This is a genomic window from Nostoc sp. (genome assembly GCF_036917535.1).
Taxonomy (GTDB): domain Bacteria; phylum Cyanobacteriota; class Cyanobacteriia; order Cyanobacteriales; family Nostocaceae; genus Nostoc.
On record NZ_JBALDA010000044.1, the window covers coordinates 115,075 to 133,397 of the forward strand.

Sequence of the window (18,323 nt, forward strand, 5' to 3'; positions counted from 1 at the left end):
AAGCAGTATTTTGTTTCTTGATTCGCTACAGTTTTGTTGTCACCATATTGGAAGGCATTACGTAAAACCCAGTTATCATTGAAGCGATGCTCAAAGTTATACGCTATGCGGCCTACTTCACGATTGACGTCATCTGAAGGCTCTGCTAAATTACGACTACGAGGAATTTGACCGTTAGCATTTGCTAAGACAGTTCCGAAAACAGGTAAACCTTCAAGATCGCCATTGGGTTTATTAATGTTCTGATACTCCCCTTCTACTGTCAAGCGGGTCTTTTTCCCAAGTTGCCAACTCAAAACAGGTGCAACAAAGTAAAGTTCCTCATTATAAAAGTCAACAAAGCTATTTGTATTTCTGTACTTTGCATTCAAGCGATACGACAAAGTACGCTCTGAATTTAATGGACTAGAGAAGTCAATAGAAGGTTCAACTGTTTCATAATTACCAATACGAAGCTGACCAAAGTAGTACGGGTCTTCAAAAGGCTGTTTGGTGACTCGATTGACAATACCGCCTGGAGCAAGTTGTCCATATAGCACTGAAGCTGGCCCGCGCAGAAGCTCAATTCGCTCTAGATTGGCGCTGTCAATAGCATAACCTGATGTTATATCTTTGAGTCCATTGCGTAAGTTAGTACTAGCTTGAAAGCCTCGAATTGTAAAAATATCAAATAGATTTGATGCAAAGCGGGAAGGCCCAACACCAGCTATTCGCAGTACATCTTGTTGGTTCTGTGCGCCTAAATCTTCGATAATTTGGCGAGGGAAGACTTGAATTGTAGCAGGAACATCTCGTAATGGCGTGTCCGTTTTTGTCCCTACACTTGCATTTGAAACGCGATAGGTATTAGGTGGTGCAGTTACCTCTAATTCAATTGTTGGTTGCTTCTGTTCTATTTGGGGTTTTTGCTCTGGCGTAGTTCTCGGCTGAATAGCAGTGGATACAGTATTCGTCACTTCAAATACCAACCCCTCAGTCTGACTATCAAACAACTCCACCGCAGGCGCATTTGTTTCCCCTACTATCGTCACCCGCAGAGTATTTGTATCAGTATTTGCAACCGTCACTTTAGCAATTCCAGCAGCTGGCTTTAATTGTTGAAAACTTTCTCCACTCGCAAGTTGTAATTTCGCATTGGGGATATCTGCAACATAGAAATTACCCTCGATTTTTGGTGAAACTTGCAACTTAACAGAGTTAGCCGTAACTAAAATTAACTCTATCCCCTTATCAGTTGTATTCACCTGAACATCTGTAACTGAAACTACATCTATAGTTGCTTGACTAATTTGGGGAACGAAATTCTGATTTCTGGGAGTTCTTAATAAATAGTTAGCGCTAGTTTTAGCTGACTGTACCTCACTCAAACTCCAAATTTTACTGTTTACTTCACCTGAAGAAGTTAAAGTTTTTTTAGATAATAGTTCCTCGGCAAACCCTCGATTGGATAAAATAATTGAGACAACTAATATTAACCAGCTAACGGCTATATTGGGCAGTTTAGTAAACATTTATTCCACGCTCTAGATAAATACACCACACAAAATTTTTTGCGATCGCCGCAGCACTCTTTACAACCCTATTTGAGCTTGTAGTTAAAATTATTACTTCAAAAAAACTATTAAATGTAATCCATTTAACAGTTTTGTAGAATTTTACCAACAATTACAGTAGGCTTATAAAGTAAGTTCTATTAGTAAGTTTTCTACCTGTAGTGGTCTAATTTTACTAATTACTTTTTGACCAATATTTGTTTTTTATGCAAGATTAAAGCTACACTTAAAGCCAGTAAAATTCCACTTGCACCTTGATGTTCAGGAACAGAAGTAGAGGGTGAGCTAAATCCATACTTTGCCAAAATTTCTTGCCCTTTTTGTGATAAGATATAGTCGGCTAATTTTTTCCCATCAGGGTCGGCGCTTTTCAGTGTAGTTAATCCATAATCAGCTTTGGTTGCTAAATAGTCCGGTAGTTCTACTATTTGTAGATTGTCACCACCTTCTGTTGTTTGGGCAGTCTTACCACTGGTGTAATAAGCTAAAAATATATCTGCCTGCTTTGTTTTTTGGAGAAAATAGACTAAACTATTTTCGCCATTAGGAACTATAGGAGCATTAGGATTACCACCTACTAACTGTAAAGCTTTATTCTTCAAAATTTGAGAATTACCAGGTGTAACCCGATCAGCCTTGTCAAATATCTGCCATGCATAGTCACCAGATGGATCTGCTATAGGCGTTGAAGTTCCCACCTTAATTTCAGGTTTTAGCAAAAAGTCCAACAAATTATCTGATGTGATACCAAGTCCCGATCTGACAACAGCGGTCATGCGGTTGCTGGTGAAGTTCACTACAGGTTCACCTAAACCTTCTTCAAACAATGTCTGAGGATTATCAATATCTGCACTGGCAAAAACATCTGCGGATTTTCCTGTTTTGGAAAATTCTTGTTCTATAAATTCTCGTGTTAAACCAGATGGGCCAAAGCGCGTTTCTACTGGAATTCCATATTTTTTGTTAAAAGATTCAGCTACTTCTGTAAGACTATCGCGCAAACTACCAGCAGCGTATAACTTAACCGCGAATGCTTGAGTTGGCAGAATGACACTGACAGTGCAAGCTATCAGTGAAAAGGCAAAAAAATGCTTTTTCATAATTGTTATATTATTGCGTTGCTATTTTTACTAGGTGAACGATCTGTAACCCATGCTTCAGTGTGGGTTTTGGTAAATATCTAAAGTATTACCTTTACCCATTAACTTAATAAATAAGTTCTGATATATGCGTGGTTTGCGGTTAGAGTTATAGTACCAACTAAGTTGGAATAAATCAATCACCCAACATCTCCAAATGCTGACTTTATCTAATTTTTAACTTTGTCATCAGTTTTATTTATGGAGGCGTCAATCGTCTTGATGTTGCCCAGCCGATACTGAAATAACAGGCTGCACACAAGTAAAACTAAGTTGGAATAATGTCCAGCAGCAAAAAGTGGCTTGAGCAAACAGGTAAAATATTTGTAAAGCAATTATGTATACATTAATACTAAGTAATAAATATCAAGAAATTTCAAAAATTAAAACCGCAAACAAATTAGGAGGTATTCTACATAATTACTTAGCGATCGTTAGCGGTTAGCATTTAAAACAATAGTTTATTTATACTCTGATACGGAGCTAACAGCGAAAGTCGGGAAAACCTTAATTAGAATTGATAACTTTTTACTTTGTCGAAAATAAATTTTCATCTAGAGTAGGACAAAGATACCTACTGTTTACCACATAAAAAAGCTAGCTGAAGCCTCTGGCTCATAGCTTATGGGAAACCAAGCTTGATTCTTAAGAGTCTGGTTTCAAAATGGGTAACAGCAACATCCTCTATCAGCTCGATCACCTATGCTAAAAGTTATGCACTCGGCCGCCAACTCAGCCACTCCAAATTCCCAGTGGGAGGACTTAATCAAGCTTCCAGCCCCAAACACAGTTCAATGGGACAATATCAAAACCCAATTAGACTTGGTGCTGTTGGCGCTAGAAACCTTAACTGGGATTGGTTCAGAGGCAATGCTTTCGGCGGCAACCGATCTGAATTTAGAGTCAAGAGTGCCAGACCGCGTAGCTTTATGGCGATTGCGCCAATCAAATCCTCTACGCAAAGGTCAAGGAGGGCGAAAAAAGCTAGATGTCGAAGAAGCGCGATCGCTTGTTTTGATCATCTGCTACTTAGCCAAACAGCACCAGGAATTGATTCGCCGCGCTGTCGGTCTGTTAGAACAAATGGCAGAAAATAACCGAGAACCTCACCAGGCTGCTTTACTTGGAGACTATATTGATGCTTTTTGCAACACTTACCAAGAGCGGATGGAAGAGGACGAGAAAATCTCAACGGATTTACTAACCAACCTGGCCCTAAAACTGCTTGTAGATTTACTTTTTTACAGCGCTCCTGGTGGGCATCGCCGTCTCTGGCTAGCACTTATAGACCGTTCAACAAAATTTTAAATTTTAGATTTGAAATTCTTCAACCAAAATTCGCTTGTGAAAGTTTGCTAGGTCAGGAAACCTTTTTGATGGTCATTAGCTGTTGGGCGATGCACTATCAGCAATGCTTCCTCCTTGCACGCCAGTTTGCATAACGAAAGGAACCTGACAAATTTCTGAGTGGAAAAATCTACTGTTCCAACTTTTCTTTGCAAGCAACTTGCTCAATTTTTGCAAAATCCCAATACAGTCTTCTTCGCAGTTCCTGTCATGCCTCTATCAAATTCTGTTATTCGTTGCTACACACCACCGACTTGCACACTAGAAGTGTTCGCGCAAAGCTCATCTCTGTCTCGTTGGATGGGGAAAACTGTCCTCAAACATCTCAGTTTTGAGCTACGTTTTGACGATCCCCGACTACCAGAAGAACAAAGAGTTCCAATTCGGGGCGATCGCGAGCAACTCGAAGCTTTATGTGATGCTGTCACCAACTATGTACAGCAATTCCTCCAGCAGTCTCCAGAAAGCTTTTGGGTCAGTTTCTCCAGTACTCAACAGTCAAGCACAGCACTGGATGAGCCGGAATTAAAGTCTTCAACAAAAACATTAAATGCCTTTAGTACCCAGATTCCAGGGGTAAATATCCACTTAGAACCAAGCAGCTATTTAACTCACAACCTATTTCTTGGTTCTCTTGCCAACCATTCATCTGGCCCAGTAATTCAACTCAGTTTGCTGCAACTATTCGATTTGGCAAGTGCTTTAGATGAATACTCAACTGATGTCATGGCACTTCCAACTCTCAACAGCACGAGTTCAACTCTGAGGTTTCCTGCTTGGGCACCTGTTGCCGCAGTCTTAGTATTAGGTATAGGTTTTTTACCAGTTACTTGGCAATATGCTAACAATATTAGAGAAAAGCAGCAGCAGACAGCCAAAACATCAGACTCAGCAACAGTAAAGACTGCTCTAGAACCTTCATCCTCATTAAACTTTCCCACGCCTGAACCTGGGCTAACCTCTCCATCAAATAATTTGCTAGGCTCTACCCCTCCACTTTCCACATCCACTTTACCCCAAGCACCTCTAACAGCCCCTAGTTCTAGTAGTTTCTCTCCACAGCCACCAAATACATTGACAGTACCTCAAGGGAAGACTGCAACCCTTCCTAGTAATCGAGCAATCGCACCATCCAGCAAAATCCCAGGTCAGGAAATTGCCATATTACCAAATCTGGGACAGAATCCAACCGGGTCAAGTCCTCAAGCAGGTACTATCCCTAAACTGCGGAATTTGCCACCCAGACTATCTTCTAATGCAAGCAGCTTACCAACTAATATCTCACCAGTCCTCCCTCCATCTCTTGACACCATACCCAATAATAATCGTGTCAATACCCCAACCCAACCCTCCCCACTAACCTCACAACAGCTAGACGAAAGAATCCGTTTATTACAGCAATCTTCTGTTGGAGAGAAACCTACTTCACAACTTCCCTCCTCTAGGACTGCGGAGAATAATCCTTTTATCGATCAATTAGGGGACGCAGGTAAAACTCCTACATCCAGAGAAGTAGCTACTGGCACATTATTTGATACACCTCAAGTAGCAGAAGCTAGAGAATACCTAAAAAAGCGTTGGCAACCACCTACTGGACTGGGACAAACATTAGAGTACAGTTTGATAGTTGGTGTTGACGGCACAATTGAACGAATTTTTCCCCTTAATAAGGCAGCAAGAGAGTTCGTTGATAACGCTGGGATGCCTGAAGTTGGTAAACCTTTTGTTTCTGCCAATAAAAATGGACAAAATGTCAGAATTCGAGTTGTTCTCAGCCCTGATGGCAAGGTACAAACTTTTCCAGATGAATAACTAAACTCATCCTTTTAATGCCACTTGTAAAACTGGTACAAATCTTGTGCCAGTTTCTACTGACTACATTGCTCTTAAGCTCACCTGTTAAAGTCCTTACAGGGAATTCCAAATTCCAAATTATCCCTGCATCAGAAATTAACTACATAACGAAAAACAAAAGGACTGGATATACCAGTCCTTTATTATATTGATTTAACGTTTTTATCTTAATAACGGGATTTTTTAGTTTTTGACTTTTGCTTTTTACGCCGACATTCGCTAGCAGCAACTGCATATTCTACAGGATAACCTATTAAAGGAATTACCTGATATTTGCGTTCTTCTTCTAACTTTTTCAGTTCAGTGTAATCAACCCAATGAATGCAATCAACCGGACAAGTATCAATTGCTTCTTGGATAATTTCCTCAGCGTCCCCATCTTGCCGAACCACGCGCGATCGCCCGTAATCTGGTTCAATATAAAAGGTGTTACGCGCAACATGAGCGCAATGCTTGCAACCAATACAGGTGATTTCGTCAACATAAACACCATTTTGGCGAAATACACCACCCAATTCTGGTTCTAAACCAGAACGCTCTGGGGCATCCCGTAAAAAACCCCCTAATTCTGGTTCCAAACCGGAACGGTTATCTTCTTGTTCTTCCAATGACGGCAGAAAATCAGCCATTACGCACTCCAGCGCTGTACTACCAGGCGAATTGAACCATCTTCATTTTTTTGTTGTTCAGAGACTTGAAAACCAACACGAGCGGTTTCTTTCACAACTGTTTGATAAGCATAGCGCTGTGTTACTTGGCGCAAAAATCCTTCTACAGATAGGTTTTGCTGCCAATATTGCAAGTCAGCCACCAGTTCATATTCTTTGCCATTCCATCTAAAACCGATGTCATAGCCATTTTCCTGCTCAATACTAACTTCTGCAGGATGGGTTTGACCGCGATAGCCACGGACTTCGCGTGGGCCGGGTTTCCAGTCTACGCCCAATTCTGTCAAAGCATCTTTCAAAGAATCAAGGTTACGGATTTGAGTCTTAATTTGGCTAAAGTGTGACATGGTGGTTGTGAATTAATAACACTAAACTACTGTGAAAACTTACCAATCGCTGTAAGTGGTGTGTGTATTCGCCACATTAGATTGCTGCACCTTCGCGGCGAAATATTCTGAGGTTGGCTCATGATTAAGTACTTGCCCCAACTGTGCCTCTATTGCTGCTGTAACCTCAGCACAAGAAGCACCCACAATGCCAGTGACTTTCTCTTGTACCCGACCGTCTGGATAAATTATGAACTCTAATGTCTCCATTCTTTTGGCCAACCAGGATAAGTACGCTTGAATTGTACTGCCTTAGCAGAAGGCTATAAATATAGCCATAGGAACATTTTTACTTTAGATACGAACTTGCCATTTTTAAATAATGTTCCATATTTCAACACATATATCTCATAATCTTTACAAAACTTATTAATATTATAAGTACATACATCAGTATTTAGTTAGTTTCTCTTAACCTCATTGATTAGTCAAGGTAACAACTGGAGCTAGTTAAGTAAGCTGCAAAAGTCCTAAAAATAAGCATTAGAGGTAGTATAGCCAGCAAAGCAAGTCACAAAAATATAAAATTTATTGAAAAACTTTATTATTAGTATTCGATCTACCTTATTATTCTCCAGGTAGGTTTGATGCAACGCAGTCTCAACCTACAACAAGATAGTGGGGTATACCTACGTAGGCATTGCATTAGGTGTTTGATTAGTAACTTGAGCTTGTATTGGGTGTAAAGGGATTTTTAGACTGCGAACGCTATTTTCCGCCATTGGTGAGATTTGACAACCTCGACTCTAGCCAGTTAAATATGTACAAGTTTGCCCCAGCTTGGGAGAAAGAGCAAATCGTCTTTGGTGCTGCACGACCTGGATACACTGACAAGAATGTTCAGGATTGGATAGAATTCATGAAGCGCCAAAATATCAAGGGTGTTTGCTGTCTTCTTGATGAACAACAGCTAGCTTCTTACTCCGATCTTCTAAGCATATACAAACAGGAATTTGGGAATCAGCTAGTTTGTTGGGCACCAATTAGAGATTTCCATTTATCTGATTTAGAAACCCTCACACAGAAAATACTTCCTTTCTTAATAGAAGCCGATAAACAAAATCAGAAAGTTGTTGTACACTGTTCTGGTGGAATTGGACGTACTGGACATGTGTTAGCGGCATGGCTAGTTAGTGTCCGAGGATTATCAAATCAAGCTGCAATAAATGCTGTCAAAAAAACAGGTAGAAATCCTTATGAAGCTGCGATCGCTGCTGTGTTTAGAGGTAGAAATCCCTTGACAGTCGTAAAAGAACTTAATGTGCTTCTGAATGATTGCCGTCTCGTAGTGCATAAAACATTTTAAGTTTACTATTATCCTATTTAATCAGTTTATTTACTAGGGAAATTCTATGGCAATGGTTTTAGATAAAGTAGTTCCTTTTGGGAGGTCAATGGATGAATATATAAAAATATTCAATTTAACAAATGCGGATTTAAATAAAAGAATCATTGGGATTGGGGATGGGCCAGCAAGCTTTAATGCAGAAATGACGCGTCACGGTAAAAGTGTTGTTTCTATTGATCCACTATACCAATTTTCCAGTAATGAAATATTGAAAAGATTTAATGAAGTGGTAGATAACATCATTAATCAAATGAAGGCTACATCAAATAATTGGGTATGGAGCTATCATAAATCCCCAGATGATTTGCGGCAAAATCGAGTCAAAGTTATTCGAGAATTTTTGTCTGATTATGAGACTGGCAAAAAGAGCAACAGATACAAAGTCGGTGAATTGCCAAATTTGGCTTATGATCATCAAGAGTTTGATATAGCTCTTTGTTCGCATTTATTATTTTTATATTCAGACCATCTTGATTACGATTTTCATCTAAATTCAGTAGGTGAGATGTTGCGTATTGCTAAAGAAGTCCGAATATTTCCCCTTATCACTTTAATGTGGAAACATTCACAACATTTAGATGAAATAGTTAAATATTACACTTTAAGAGGTTACAAGATAGATATTGAAAAAGTTGAATATGAATTACAGCCTGGTGGAAACCAGATGTTGAAGATAACTAGATATATTATATAATTCGTATTTATAGAGAATTGGTAGAATCATTGCGATGGAATCTCATAACCATCTGGTGTATAGGATTATTAAGCATATTATTCAGCAAACATTTCAGCTAAGGTATCTAAAACTGCTTTTTGTTTGTCAGAGTCAACCTGACCTAACTTTTTGACTAATCGATTTTTGTCAACTGTACGAATTTGATCCAGAACTATTTGCCCATCCTTGCCCTGAAATTGACAAGCAACATGAGTCGGATAAGACTGTCTTTTAGTTGTAATCGGAGCAATAATGACTGTAGCAATATATTTGTTCATCTCATCTGGTGAAATTACTATACAGGGTCTTGTCTTTTGAATCTCACTGCCAACAGTTGAGTCAAGGTTAACTAAAAACACATCAAATCTATTGACTACCACTCCCACTCTAGATGCTCCCATTCTGTAGTTACGGCATCATCAAGCAGTACATCATCATGTTGCTTCGCCATTATTGCAAATGCTTCCTCCCACCCCTGACGCGATTGCGAGGCAGCACGGACAATTAGGTGGCAGTCTTGAATTTCAATTTCCACCTCTTCACCAATACCACTTTGTTCCAGCAGAAGTTTAGGAATACGGATACCTTGAGAGTTCCCAATTTTAACAATACGGGTTCTAATTGCTGTACCCATGAGAATACTTGTCCTGAATTGTAATTACATTGTGATTACTAATCAGGCTTTTGTCAAGAAGCGCTCAATTTTTGGATAATTTTAATGCGATCGCTCTCAAAATTACTAAGTGCGATGTCTCCAACGGGCTACGCTTAGGCACTTTTCTCTTAACTCGGTTTATCAGACTCAAACAGATTCCACAATTTCAGTTGTGGAATCCAACGGAAATCATCTGTATTTCTTGTTATCAAAGTTAGTCCATACACCAAAGCAGTGCCAGCAATAATTGCATCACCTAAAGTCATTCGTTTCTGTTGTCGCAGAATTACCGCTTGATTTAACACATTTTGAGAGATTGGTAGAACCTGAGCAACTTGAAAAAACTCCTCAAAATACTGGCGTTGTTCCTCTTTAAGCAAATGATAGCCTAACACTTCTAAATAACTGAGTGCTGATACCGCAGGTGCATATTCAGCAATTAACTCTCTCAATTGGACGTTTTCTGGTTGAGCAGAATATATAATAATATTGCTATCAAGCAGTACGTTTTATCGTCCTGGAAGTAAACGGTCTTGACGAGTTTCTTGCTGCCAAATAACAGGATCAACATCAGTCAAAGTTTGACTCACAGCAAGTTTTTCTAATATCTCGGCCATTCTTCTTCCCCGTGCTTGTTTATCTATGACTGATTCATTTTCTAGCAATGTAACATGAACTGGAATTTGTTGATCTTCCAATAAAGGTACATCATCAATCCACTCTAAATGACTTCCTTTCAACCAAGCTCTGAATGTTTTTAGCATTTATTTTGATCTCTATTTTCTATCTATCTTGGTATCGCTCTCAAAACTACAATATACAATAAGCGATTAATCTCTCCTCTATATCAATTATGCATAGGCACATTTAGTTATAAGTATCACTTTTTGCGCTACCATAAGTAATTGCTTTAATTAATACTGAGATGCTTGTAAAGCTCTAGATTGAACTTAGTTTTTTAATTAAAGGCTTTCGCTAGAAGTCTGTATATTCGTTTCAAAACCATAAAGAGAGTTAAAAGAAATTGAACAGAAAAGTAGTAGCATACTGATGCTAATAGCCACTGCAATGAGCATAAATTTATCACCCATAAATTACAGCTAATAGGCTTTAGGAAGTAAGTTAGTAATATAACTACAGTTATAGTGGAAGTTAATATCGAGAAAGATACATTGACATAAATTTCCCGAAGTAACTCACGCCGTTGAATATTTTTTTTTATTTCAACATGATCAGTCGTTTGGTTCTGGTCTGTATTTTTTCCTGAGATATCATAAACTAATAGGAGCAAGTTAAATAATAAAGCTGAGAATATTGAGAAAGAAGTAATTAAAGCATTAACCAAACCATCATTTAGAAAAACTCCTAGATAAATCATTACACCAGAAGTAATAGCTGGGATAATAAAGAATAAGATGATATCGGGATAGTATATCTTCCCTGTTTTACTACTCTTAAGTGTCGCAATATGGTCTTTAATTATACTAAAAATAGAAATCTTAGTTAACATTGTAGTATTTACTAAGGATACATTTGATTAATAACTTCTCTGAGGTAAATTTTCGTAATTGTTTGTATACTTTGTAAAGTGGGATAATCATCAGAATCTATAACTACTTGATCAGAGATATCATAGTAAGTTCTAGCTTTGTGGAGACAACCTAAATCAAAGGTTCTAATACTTCCATCAAGATCAACATCAACCTTTACAGTGTCGTAATCAAAGTTAAAATCACGAAGTTCTATGAGGCTTTTGATACTACCTTTTGAGTTAAAAAAGTTCTGAATTTTACCCATGAAAGGAATTTTATTCGCAGATAATACGATTTCCATGTTGTAGGGAATTTCTTCATGACCTTCATCAAGTCCATCAACTCGATCAAGCGGAGCTTGATACTTAACACATCGAAGCTTTTTAATAGTGCCTCCGTATAGAATTCTCTTAATTATTTCCTCTTGTACTAAAGTATTGATCTCGATAGAAAAGCCTGGAAAATTATCAGAAAAATACTTATCTAGGAAAATACCAAAGTGTGTGCGAATACCATATTTACCTGTACGCTGTAAAAGCAGAATTCCTTCATTTGTGTCTTTGGGAATGTAAATCAAGAAATAGAAAGGTAAAACATCAGCATCACTCTTCTTTTTTTTATAATTTATTGAATCTGTATCTACGTCTCGTAGATTGCTGGAAATCCCGTAGATACCACTTTCAATAAGTCCACTGATACTTCTTCCTTCATCTTGAATATTGGAAGCTTTCATATAAATATTATAGCTATCATTTTTTCTATTAATTGTTAATTTTTGAATAAAAATTGACATGGCACTAAGTAAATCATCATAGCCATTAAAACAGTTTAGCTGACAGTAATTAGGTGGATAATTATCCTTATAATTTTTACTTCTCTTTTTTTCAATTCTAATGGTGTAAGCTGATAAAAATATTCGCATACTTTCTTTCAAATTTTGATTTGCTCAAGACTTAATATAGTGAAGCTTTTGAATTGCTGCACCACCCTCAAGAGACTAACTCACCAATAACCTTACAGTCACTTAACATCAACAGATAACCTCAAAATACTATCTCACCAGATACCCTCGTGGTATAACTAGTTATTATACGTTATGCTTCCGTATAGAACTAGAGTCGCAAAAATATTTGTCATTGAGATGAGATAAGGCAGCAGGCAAGAGGGTTTTAGCCTTTTTTATCTTTCTTTATATAGTTATCTTTATTTGTGCCTTTCTACTTACCTCTCTTTTAAAGAAAACCAAACCTTTTTCCGTACATACTTTAGTGATATCTAGAAAAATTTTGTATAACATTTCATAACAGAATATTTTGCCGAGAGGTTCTAGATATTCTTGTCTGGAAAAACGTCGAAAAAAACTGGTGAAATAGATGCATGATGGCTTTCTGGTAAAAAACGCATCTGTCAGCCTCAAAACCCAGAAAAATACAGCCTAATTAACCTTTATAGCCATCAGCCAAGATGGTAAATACTGAAAGCTGTTAACTTTACTCATAAATTGACTATGAATAACCTCGCCGCCACTCTACTGTGTTTCTTTTTACTCTGATTCAAATTTATGCCAGAAGTCTATTGACTTCAGACAGTTATATTGAGAAGCTAATAGTTAGTTAACCTAATTAAAATAGTGCATCAAACTTGTGACAATATTGACGGGAAAAATAAATCGGTTAGAACCTCTTAGCGAACCAAAACCGTTGATTTTGGAAACTCAGAGACTCACACGCCGTTTTGGGAAGTTAACCGCAGTTAATAACCTGAGCATATCTGTAGAACAAGGCGAAGTATTTGGACTGCTTGGCCCCAATGGTGCAGGGAAAAGTACAGTTATTAAAATGTTGACAACTTTGCTACCTATCAGTGGAGGGAAAGCAACCTTAGCTGGCTATGACGTGGCTCGTCAATCTAATCCTGTAAGACGGGTTATCGGCTATGTACCCCAGGCGCTCTCTGCTGATGGTAGCCTCACGGGTTACGAAAACCTGTTAATCTTCGCCAAGCTGTATGGAATACCTGCCAAGGGACGCGATCGCCGCATCTATGAAATTCTAGAATATATGGGTTTGCAAGATGCAGCAAAGCGCTTGGTACGAAACTACTCTGGTGGGATGATCCGCAAGCTGGAAATTGGCATATCAGTTCTACATCAACCCCAAATTTTGTTTCTTGATGAGCCGACTGTCGGACTAGATCCTATCGCTCGAACTCAAGTATGGCAGCTTGTACTACAACTCTGTGCTGATTACGGCACAACTATATTTTTAACAACCCACTTTTTAGAAGAAGCAGACAGCTTGTGTAACCGAGTGGCGATTATGCAGCAAGGTGAAGTCGTTATCACAGGTACACCAAGCGACTTAAAAGCTTCTTTAGATAACCCAAATGCAACTTTGGATGATGTCTTTATTCACTATACAGGCGACCAGTTAACATCAGGAGTCAACTACCGTGATACAGCAAGAACCAGACGTACTGCTCAACGGTTGGGTTAAAGCACCACCTACTGTCCGAGTAAATTTAATCTCTGCAATTAAAGAGCTAGTTACGAAAACCCTGGCGATCGCTGAATTGGAAATACGTAAACTCCGCCACGATCCCACTGATTTAGTAGTTCGAGCTGTGCAACCAACCTTATGGCTGCTGATCTTTGGGCAAGTTTTTGCCCGCACTCGCGTGATTCCTACAGGAAACTTACACTATTTAGACTTCATTTCTGCTGGCATCTTGGCTCAGAGTATTTTGTTTGTGGCAATTTTTAGTGGTGGAATGACGCTAATCTGGGAGCGAGATTTAGGGATTGTACATAAATTTTTAGCTAGTCCCACACCCCGGATGGCAATGGTGTTGGGCAAAGCCCTGGCATGTGGAGTGCGATGCTTATCTCAGGTAGTATTCATTTACGGATTGACATTTCTATTGGGTGTCAAACTAAATCTTCATCCCTTAGCTATCCTGCAAGTACTAGTAATAGTCATGCTGGGGGCAGGTTCATTTTGTATTTTTTCATTAATCATTGGCTGTTTGGTAAAAAGCCGAGAAAGGATGACGGGTATTGGACAATTGTTAACCATGCCGTTATTTTTTGCGAGCAATGCCATCTATCCGATTTCGTTGATGCCCAGTTGGTTAAAGTTCATTTCCCATTTAAATCCCTTAACTTATGAGGTTGATGCCTTACGCGGCACCATGTTGTTAAACGGCACTAGCATCTATGGCTTTGGTCTGGATTGTACAATTCTCTTATTAACATTAATAATTTTGGCGATCATTGGTGGAAAACTTTATCCACGGGTGGCCATGTAACTAGGAGAACAACAAGCCCATGATCTTGGATAAGCCTAATCAAGGTGCAACTTCCGAAGAATGTGCCGCTAGAGTAATGGACACAATTCCATTAGTGATGCGGTTTATCCGAGCGGATATGCGTGCCCATAGTGCCGCCTTTTTATCTATACCTCAGTTGCGATCGCTAGCATTTATCAATCGCAATCCTGGTGCTTCATTATCTGATCTAGCAGAGCATTTAGGTGTCACCTCTGCCACGGCATCAGCAACCATAGAACGCTTGGTACAACGCGACTTTGTGAAACGCTGTGCTCATCCTCAAGAGCGGCGGCGGGTGCTGCTCAATTTAACTGAAGATGGAAAGCACCATCTCAAGCAATCCCAAGATCAGACTCGCGCTCATATTAGCGAATTGCTGAAAGGTCTTACAGAAGACCAAATTTCCAATATTGAAGAAGGCTTAACTCTACTAAAAAATGTCTTCGATAAAACGGAAAAAACGGAACTCAAATCCCCATAACTCTGAAGTTGCACAGCACGATCCCTTTGCAGCCTTGAAGTTTCGAGACTATCGGCTATTTACCATTGGACGGCTGGTACTGTCCGTGGGGTCGCAAATGCAAACTGTAGCTATCGGCTGGGAACTTTATGAGCGGACTAACTCAGCGATAATTCTAGGTGGTGTAGGATTGGCGCAAGTATTGCCAATGATTGCTCTCACCTTGATTACCGGACATGTAGCCGATCGCCGCGATCGCAAACTCATCATGTTACTGTCAGTGATGCTGCTAGCTCTCTGTTCACTAGCTTTGGCAGTGCTTTCTTATACTAAAGGTGCAATTTTTCTAATTTACGCCTGCTTGGTATTAACAGGTGTCGCTAGAGCATTCCTCAGACCAGCAAGTGATGCTCTGATGTGGCAGTTGATACCTGTGAGTGCGTTTACCAATGCAGCAACTTGGAATAGTAGTAGCTTTCAGTTAGCCGCAGTCATCGGCCCAGCCTTCGGAGGATTTGGGATTGCGCTGTTGGGAAGTGCTACAGGAGTGTATATAGCAGCAGCGATCGCCGCGTTGCTGTGTTTTATTTTAACAGTACCGATTAAAGGGCAAAAAGCTATCCGCACAACTGAGCCAATCTCACTCAAAGCACTTGCAGCCGGTGCTAAATTTGTCTGGCAGAATCAGTTGATTTTAGCAGCGATTACATTGGATATGTTTGCTGTATTGTTGGGTGGTGCGATCGCGTTGCTACCCATCTTTGCCAAAGATATTTTACATGTAGGGCCAGTGGAATTAGGATACCTACAAGCAGCCCACTCCATCGGTGCTTTGACTATGGCGATTACCCTGGCATATTTACCACCACTACGCAAAGCAGGCCCAGCCTTATTATGGTCAGTGGTTGGTTTTGGGGTTGTCACAATTATCTTTGGACTTTCTCGTTCTTTTTGGCTGTCTATGTTGATGCTGACGCTTGGTGGCGCACTAGATAGTATTAGCGTTGTGATTCGTCATACATTAGTTCAAATCAGAACACCAGATCATTTGCGTGGTCGGGTTGCTGCTATTAATAGCGTGTTTATTAGTGCCTCGAATGAATTAGGAGGCTTTGAATCAGGCTTAACTGCTGCGTTATTTGGCCCGGTGATTTCCGTTGTGGGTGGTGGAATTGGCACAATTGTAGTAGTAATTGCTACAGCTATTATTTGGCCGGAAATTCGGAAGTTAGGGGCATTACAGGAGTATAAATAGAAGAACTTATAGTGCTTCTCATTTGAATGCAATACATTCCTCGTGCAAGATTTATTAATAAAGATATGGCTGCGGCAAGACTTCTGTGTACACCGTAGTTTTAAGAAGAGAGAGGAATGAAAGTGAGGTTTTCCAGATCCTGTGAAACAATGGCATTGTCAGTCGAAACAATGGCATTGTCGCTCAAAACAATGGTATTGTCTCTCAAAACAATGGCATTGCAACTCTAAAAGATTTGTGTATACACCGTAGCCCTACAAAGAGAGAAATATCTTCAAATGTAAATACTAAGTTAGAATGTTTACGCATGTCGTTAATATTTTTTCCTCCTCCTCTACAACAAATCAACAGCGAAATCGCCCGTCACGCTGGTATTGAACTGTGTGTGCTACGCCTGGATCTCATGCATCCGTGGGTTAATGGCAATAAGTGGTTTAAGCTGAAATACAATCTTTTGGAGGCCAAGGAGAAAAATTTCACAACGCTGTTAACCTTTGGCGGCGCATATTCCAATCACATCTATGCAACTGCGGCAGCTGGTAATCTTTTCGGTTTTCGCACCATCGGCGTAATTCGTGGAGAGGAGAGGCTACCACTCAACCCGACGCTGAGTTTTGCTGTACAACAAGGTATGCAGCTTGTGTATCTGAACCGCGAGATGTATCAACAGCGCAACACACCAGCGCTACAGGAATATCTGCGACAACGTTTCGGCGAGGTGTTTATCATTCCCGAAGGTGGGAGTAATTTAAATGGTGTACGCGGCTGCACAGAAATAATTAGTAATGCGATGCCTACGGCTGGCTACGCCTACGCATTTAATTATATATGCGTAGCCTGCGGTACAGCTACTACCCTAGCAGGTATTGCGCTTTCGTTGCATGAAAGACAAAAAGCGATCGCTTTTCCCGTATTGAAAAATGGGGCATTTCTTGCACAAGAAATTGAAATTTTGTTGACAAATTACCTCGCTTCTGATTTGCCTGCACCTTATAGTTCTCCCGCTTCCTGGGAATTGGTATGTGATTATCACTTTGGCGGCTATGCAAAGGTGAACGACGAGTTAATACTGTTCAGCCAGCAGTTCACACAACAACATGGCGTACCCCTTGATTACGTATATACCGCCAAAATGTTTTACGGAGTGATGGATTTACTAAAGCAGGGATTTTTTTGTAAAGGCGATTCCTTGTTGCTGGTACACACAGGCGGCTTACAGGGCAATGCCGGGATAGAGGAGCGTTTTCAGAAGTTTGCTAAAATCTGAGTTGCCACTTAATTAAATATCAGTTACCTTTGTATGGAATTTTACTAAAACCAGTGAAATTCAGACGCCAATCTTGATATTTACTCAAAGTTAGGTAAGGTTAATTCTATGTTTACATCTACTGAACGCATTAGGTCGGACGCTCAGAGTATTGCTCTCTATTTGGAAAGTCTTCTATCAAATAAATATCAAATTCCCACTTTTCAAAGAGATGTTGTCTGGGAAAAAGAGAATGTTAAAAAACTTTGGGATAGTATTTATAAGTTTTACCCTTTAGGAAGTATTTTAATTTGGAAAACTAATACCAAGTTAGAAAGTCATAGGGAAATAGGTGGTCTGAAGTTTGCTGACAATTTTCACTCTAATGAATACCAATACATTTTAGATGGACAACAAAGAACAACTTCTCTCTTAACATCAATCTATGGGGGCAAGATTGCCAACAACGAAAATTTTAATCCAACACTATATATAGATTTGACTATTGAGCATACTGATGCAATTGATGACACAAGCTATACAAAAAGATTCTTATTTTGGGATGAAATCGATGATAAAGAAGGTCAGCTTAAAGCAAATACTAGGAAAACAAAACGTTATCAAGATAAATTGATTGTCAGTTTACTAGATATTATAAATAAATATAGAGAAATAGAAAAAACATTTATACGAGTGTTAATGGAGAATACGATCATCCTTACATACAACAACTGAGGAGAATTCAGGAGGTTTTTGCTTATTACAAAGTTTCCTTTATTGAGTTAAGAGGTATTGAAGTTGCAGAAGTGTGTCAAATATTTGAGCGAATTAATCAAGC

At 39.3% G+C, this 18,323-nt stretch carries 19 protein-coding genes and 1 pseudogene; 10 read left to right on the forward strand and 10 right to left on the reverse strand.

The features are described 5' to 3' along the window. Window positions 1-518 precede the first annotated feature (518 nt). Together V7K56_RS15165 and V7K56_RS15170 are read right to left on the reverse strand one after the other, a co-directional pair. Window positions 519-1,511 (reverse strand): annotated as a pseudogene (locus tag V7K56_RS15165) (TonB-dependent receptor plug domain-containing protein); the annotation flags it as partial. Between the two features lie 221 nt (window positions 1,512-1,732). Then, window positions 1,733-2,653, reverse strand: a complete 921-nt coding sequence (locus V7K56_RS15170) for a molybdate ABC transporter substrate-binding protein (protein WP_334911707.1) — start codon at window positions 2,651-2,653, stop codon at window positions 1,733-1,735. Window positions 2,654-3,394: 741 nt separating this feature from the next. Between V7K56_RS15170 and V7K56_RS15175 the strand changes: the two genes are divergently transcribed. Together V7K56_RS15175 and V7K56_RS15180 are read left to right on the forward strand one after the other, a co-directional pair. Further along, window positions 3,395-4,000, forward strand: coding sequence for a DUF3038 domain-containing protein (locus V7K56_RS15175; protein WP_012406938.1), 606 nt, complete (start codon window positions 3,395-3,397; stop codon window positions 3,998-4,000). Window positions 4,001-4,249: 249 nt separating this feature from the next. Next, window positions 4,250-5,851, forward strand: a complete 1,602-nt coding sequence (locus tag V7K56_RS15180; protein WP_334911708.1) for a DUF4335 domain-containing protein — start codon at window positions 4,250-4,252, stop codon at window positions 5,849-5,851. 209 nt (window positions 5,852-6,060) lie between these two features. On the opposite strand, the gene V7K56_RS15185 is transcribed toward V7K56_RS15180, so the two are convergent. From V7K56_RS15185 to V7K56_RS15195, 3 genes are read right to left on the reverse strand one after another with little or no spacing between them, the layout of a single operon-like run. Next, entirely contained in the window at window positions 6,061-6,522 is a 462-nt protein-coding gene (locus V7K56_RS15185) for a ferredoxin (RefSeq protein WP_334911709.1), read from the reverse strand. After that, window positions 6,522-6,908, reverse strand: coding sequence for a DUF1257 domain-containing protein (locus V7K56_RS15190; RefSeq protein WP_334911710.1), 387 nt, complete (start codon window positions 6,906-6,908; stop codon window positions 6,522-6,524). The genes V7K56_RS15185 and V7K56_RS15190 overlap by 1 nt, the downstream gene beginning before the upstream one ends. A 39-nt stretch (window positions 6,909-6,947) precedes the next feature. Next, complete coding sequence (locus V7K56_RS15195; protein WP_012406943.1) at window positions 6,948-7,157, reverse strand: DUF2997 domain-containing protein; 210 nt, start codon at window positions 7,155-7,157, stop codon at window positions 6,948-6,950. 550 nt (window positions 7,158-7,707) lie between these two features. Between V7K56_RS15195 and V7K56_RS15200 the strand changes: the two genes are divergently transcribed. Both V7K56_RS15200 and V7K56_RS15205 read left to right on the forward strand, forming a co-directional pair. Beyond that, the gene (locus tag V7K56_RS15200) at window positions 7,708-8,253 is read left to right on the forward strand and encodes a protein-tyrosine phosphatase family protein (RefSeq protein ID WP_334911711.1); all 546 of its coding nucleotides are present in this window, start codon (window positions 7,708-7,710) and stop codon (window positions 8,251-8,253) included. A 46-nt stretch (window positions 8,254-8,299) separates the two neighbouring features. Further along, window positions 8,300-8,989, forward strand: coding sequence for an SAM-dependent methyltransferase (locus tag V7K56_RS15205; RefSeq protein WP_334911712.1), 690 nt, complete (start codon window positions 8,300-8,302; stop codon window positions 8,987-8,989). A 77-nt stretch (window positions 8,990-9,066) separates the two neighbouring features. On the opposite strand, the gene V7K56_RS15210 is transcribed toward V7K56_RS15205, so the two are convergent. From V7K56_RS15210 to V7K56_RS15230, 5 genes are all read right to left on the reverse strand, one after another. Continuing rightward, a complete protein-coding gene (locus tag V7K56_RS15210) occupies window positions 9,067-9,411 on the reverse strand; it encodes a type II toxin-antitoxin system PemK/MazF family toxin (RefSeq protein ID WP_334911713.1) in 345 nt (114 codons plus the stop codon). After that, complete coding sequence (locus V7K56_RS15215; protein WP_334911714.1) at window positions 9,384-9,644, reverse strand: AbrB/MazE/SpoVT family DNA-binding domain-containing protein; 261 nt, start codon at window positions 9,642-9,644, stop codon at window positions 9,384-9,386. Before V7K56_RS15215 ends, V7K56_RS15210 begins: the two co-directional genes overlap by 28 nt. Before the next feature lie 149 nt (window positions 9,645-9,793). Next, window positions 9,794-10,168: a type II toxin-antitoxin system VapC family toxin gene (locus tag V7K56_RS15220; RefSeq protein WP_334911747.1), complete on the reverse strand. Its 375-nt coding sequence runs from the start codon at window positions 10,166-10,168 to the stop codon at window positions 9,794-9,796. Window positions 10,169-10,174: 6 nt separating this feature from the next. Beyond that, window positions 10,175-10,429 carry a hypothetical protein gene (locus V7K56_RS15225; RefSeq protein ID WP_334911715.1) on the reverse strand — a complete coding sequence of 85 codons (255 nt, stop codon included), beginning with the start codon at window positions 10,427-10,429 and terminating at the stop codon, window positions 10,175-10,177. 757 nt (window positions 10,430-11,186) lie between these two features. Then, a complete protein-coding gene (locus tag V7K56_RS15230) occupies window positions 11,187-12,131 on the reverse strand; it encodes a hypothetical protein (protein WP_334911716.1) in 945 nt (314 codons plus the stop codon). Between the two features lie 709 nt (window positions 12,132-12,840). On the opposite strand from V7K56_RS15230, the gene V7K56_RS15235 reads away from it, so the two are divergent. From V7K56_RS15235 to V7K56_RS15260, 6 genes are all read left to right on the forward strand, one after another. Then, complete coding sequence (locus V7K56_RS15235) at window positions 12,841-13,692, forward strand: ABC transporter ATP-binding protein (RefSeq protein WP_334911717.1); 852 nt, start codon at window positions 12,841-12,843, stop codon at window positions 13,690-13,692. Beyond that, window positions 13,649-14,503, forward strand: a complete 855-nt coding sequence (locus V7K56_RS15240; RefSeq protein WP_334911718.1) for an ABC transporter permease — start codon at window positions 13,649-13,651, stop codon at window positions 14,501-14,503. The genes V7K56_RS15235 and V7K56_RS15240 overlap by 44 nt, the downstream gene beginning before the upstream one ends. 19 nt (window positions 14,504-14,522) lie before the next feature. After that, window positions 14,523-15,005, forward strand: a complete 483-nt coding sequence (locus V7K56_RS15245; protein WP_334911719.1) for a MarR family winged helix-turn-helix transcriptional regulator — start codon at window positions 14,523-14,525, stop codon at window positions 15,003-15,005. Next, window positions 14,962-16,239, forward strand: a complete 1,278-nt coding sequence (locus tag V7K56_RS15250) for an MFS transporter (protein WP_334911720.1) — start codon at window positions 14,962-14,964, stop codon at window positions 16,237-16,239. Before V7K56_RS15245 ends, V7K56_RS15250 begins: the two co-directional genes overlap by 44 nt. 307 nt (window positions 16,240-16,546) lie before the next feature. Continuing rightward, complete coding sequence (locus V7K56_RS15255; RefSeq protein WP_334911721.1) at window positions 16,547-17,506, forward strand: 1-aminocyclopropane-1-carboxylate deaminase/D-cysteine desulfhydrase; 960 nt, start codon at window positions 16,547-16,549, stop codon at window positions 17,504-17,506. Between the two features lie 108 nt (window positions 17,507-17,614). Further along, complete coding sequence (locus V7K56_RS15260) at window positions 17,615-18,220, forward strand: DUF262 domain-containing protein (RefSeq protein WP_334911722.1); 606 nt, start codon at window positions 17,615-17,617, stop codon at window positions 18,218-18,220. Window positions 18,221-18,323 lie beyond the last annotated feature (103 nt).

What these genes read in the sequence shown, in the direction of transcription:
- V7K56_RS15195 (WP_012406943.1), bottom strand. Translation starts at nt 7,157, where the DNA reads ATGGAGACATTAGAGTTCATAATTTATCCAGACGGTCGGGTACAAGAG.
- V7K56_RS15180 (WP_334911708.1), top strand. Translation starts at nt 4,250, where the DNA reads ATGCCTCTATCAAATTCTGTTATTCGTTGCTACACACCACCGACTTGC.
- V7K56_RS15210 (WP_334911713.1), bottom strand. Translation starts at nt 9,411, where the DNA reads ATGGGAGCATCTAGAGTGGGAGTGGTAGTCAATAGATTTGATGTGTTT.
- V7K56_RS15205 (WP_334911712.1), top strand. Translation starts at nt 8,300, where the DNA reads ATGGCAATGGTTTTAGATAAAGTAGTTCCTTTTGGGAGGTCAATGGAT.
- V7K56_RS15245 (WP_334911719.1), top strand. Translation starts at nt 14,523, where the DNA reads ATGATCTTGGATAAGCCTAATCAAGGTGCAACTTCCGAAGAATGTGCC.
- V7K56_RS15175 (WP_012406938.1), top strand. Translation starts at nt 3,395, where the DNA reads ATGCTAAAAGTTATGCACTCGGCCGCCAACTCAGCCACTCCAAATTCC.
- V7K56_RS15170 (WP_334911707.1), bottom strand. Translation starts at nt 2,653, where the DNA reads ATGAAAAAGCATTTTTTTGCCTTTTCACTGATAGCTTGCACTGTCAGT.
- V7K56_RS15250 (WP_334911720.1), top strand. Translation starts at nt 14,962, where the DNA reads ATGTCTTCGATAAAACGGAAAAAACGGAACTCAAATCCCCATAACTCT.
- V7K56_RS15190 (WP_334911710.1), bottom strand. Translation starts at nt 6,908, where the DNA reads ATGTCACACTTTAGCCAAATTAAGACTCAAATCCGTAACCTTGATTCT.
- V7K56_RS15260 (WP_334911722.1), top strand. Translation starts at nt 17,615, where the DNA reads ATGTTTACATCTACTGAACGCATTAGGTCGGACGCTCAGAGTATTGCT.
- V7K56_RS15185 (WP_334911709.1), bottom strand. Translation starts at nt 6,522, where the DNA reads ATGGCTGATTTTCTGCCGTCATTGGAAGAACAAGAAGATAACCGTTCC.
- V7K56_RS15215 (WP_334911714.1), bottom strand. Translation starts at nt 9,644, where the DNA reads ATGGGTACAGCAATTAGAACCCGTATTGTTAAAATTGGGAACTCTCAA.
- V7K56_RS15255 (WP_334911721.1), top strand. Translation starts at nt 16,547, where the DNA reads ATGTCGTTAATATTTTTTCCTCCTCCTCTACAACAAATCAACAGCGAA.
- V7K56_RS15200 (WP_334911711.1), top strand. Translation starts at nt 7,708, where the DNA reads ATGTACAAGTTTGCCCCAGCTTGGGAGAAAGAGCAAATCGTCTTTGGT.
- V7K56_RS15225 (WP_334911715.1), bottom strand. Translation starts at nt 10,429, where the DNA reads ATGCTAAAAACATTCAGAGCTTGGTTGAAAGGAAGTCATTTAGAGTGG.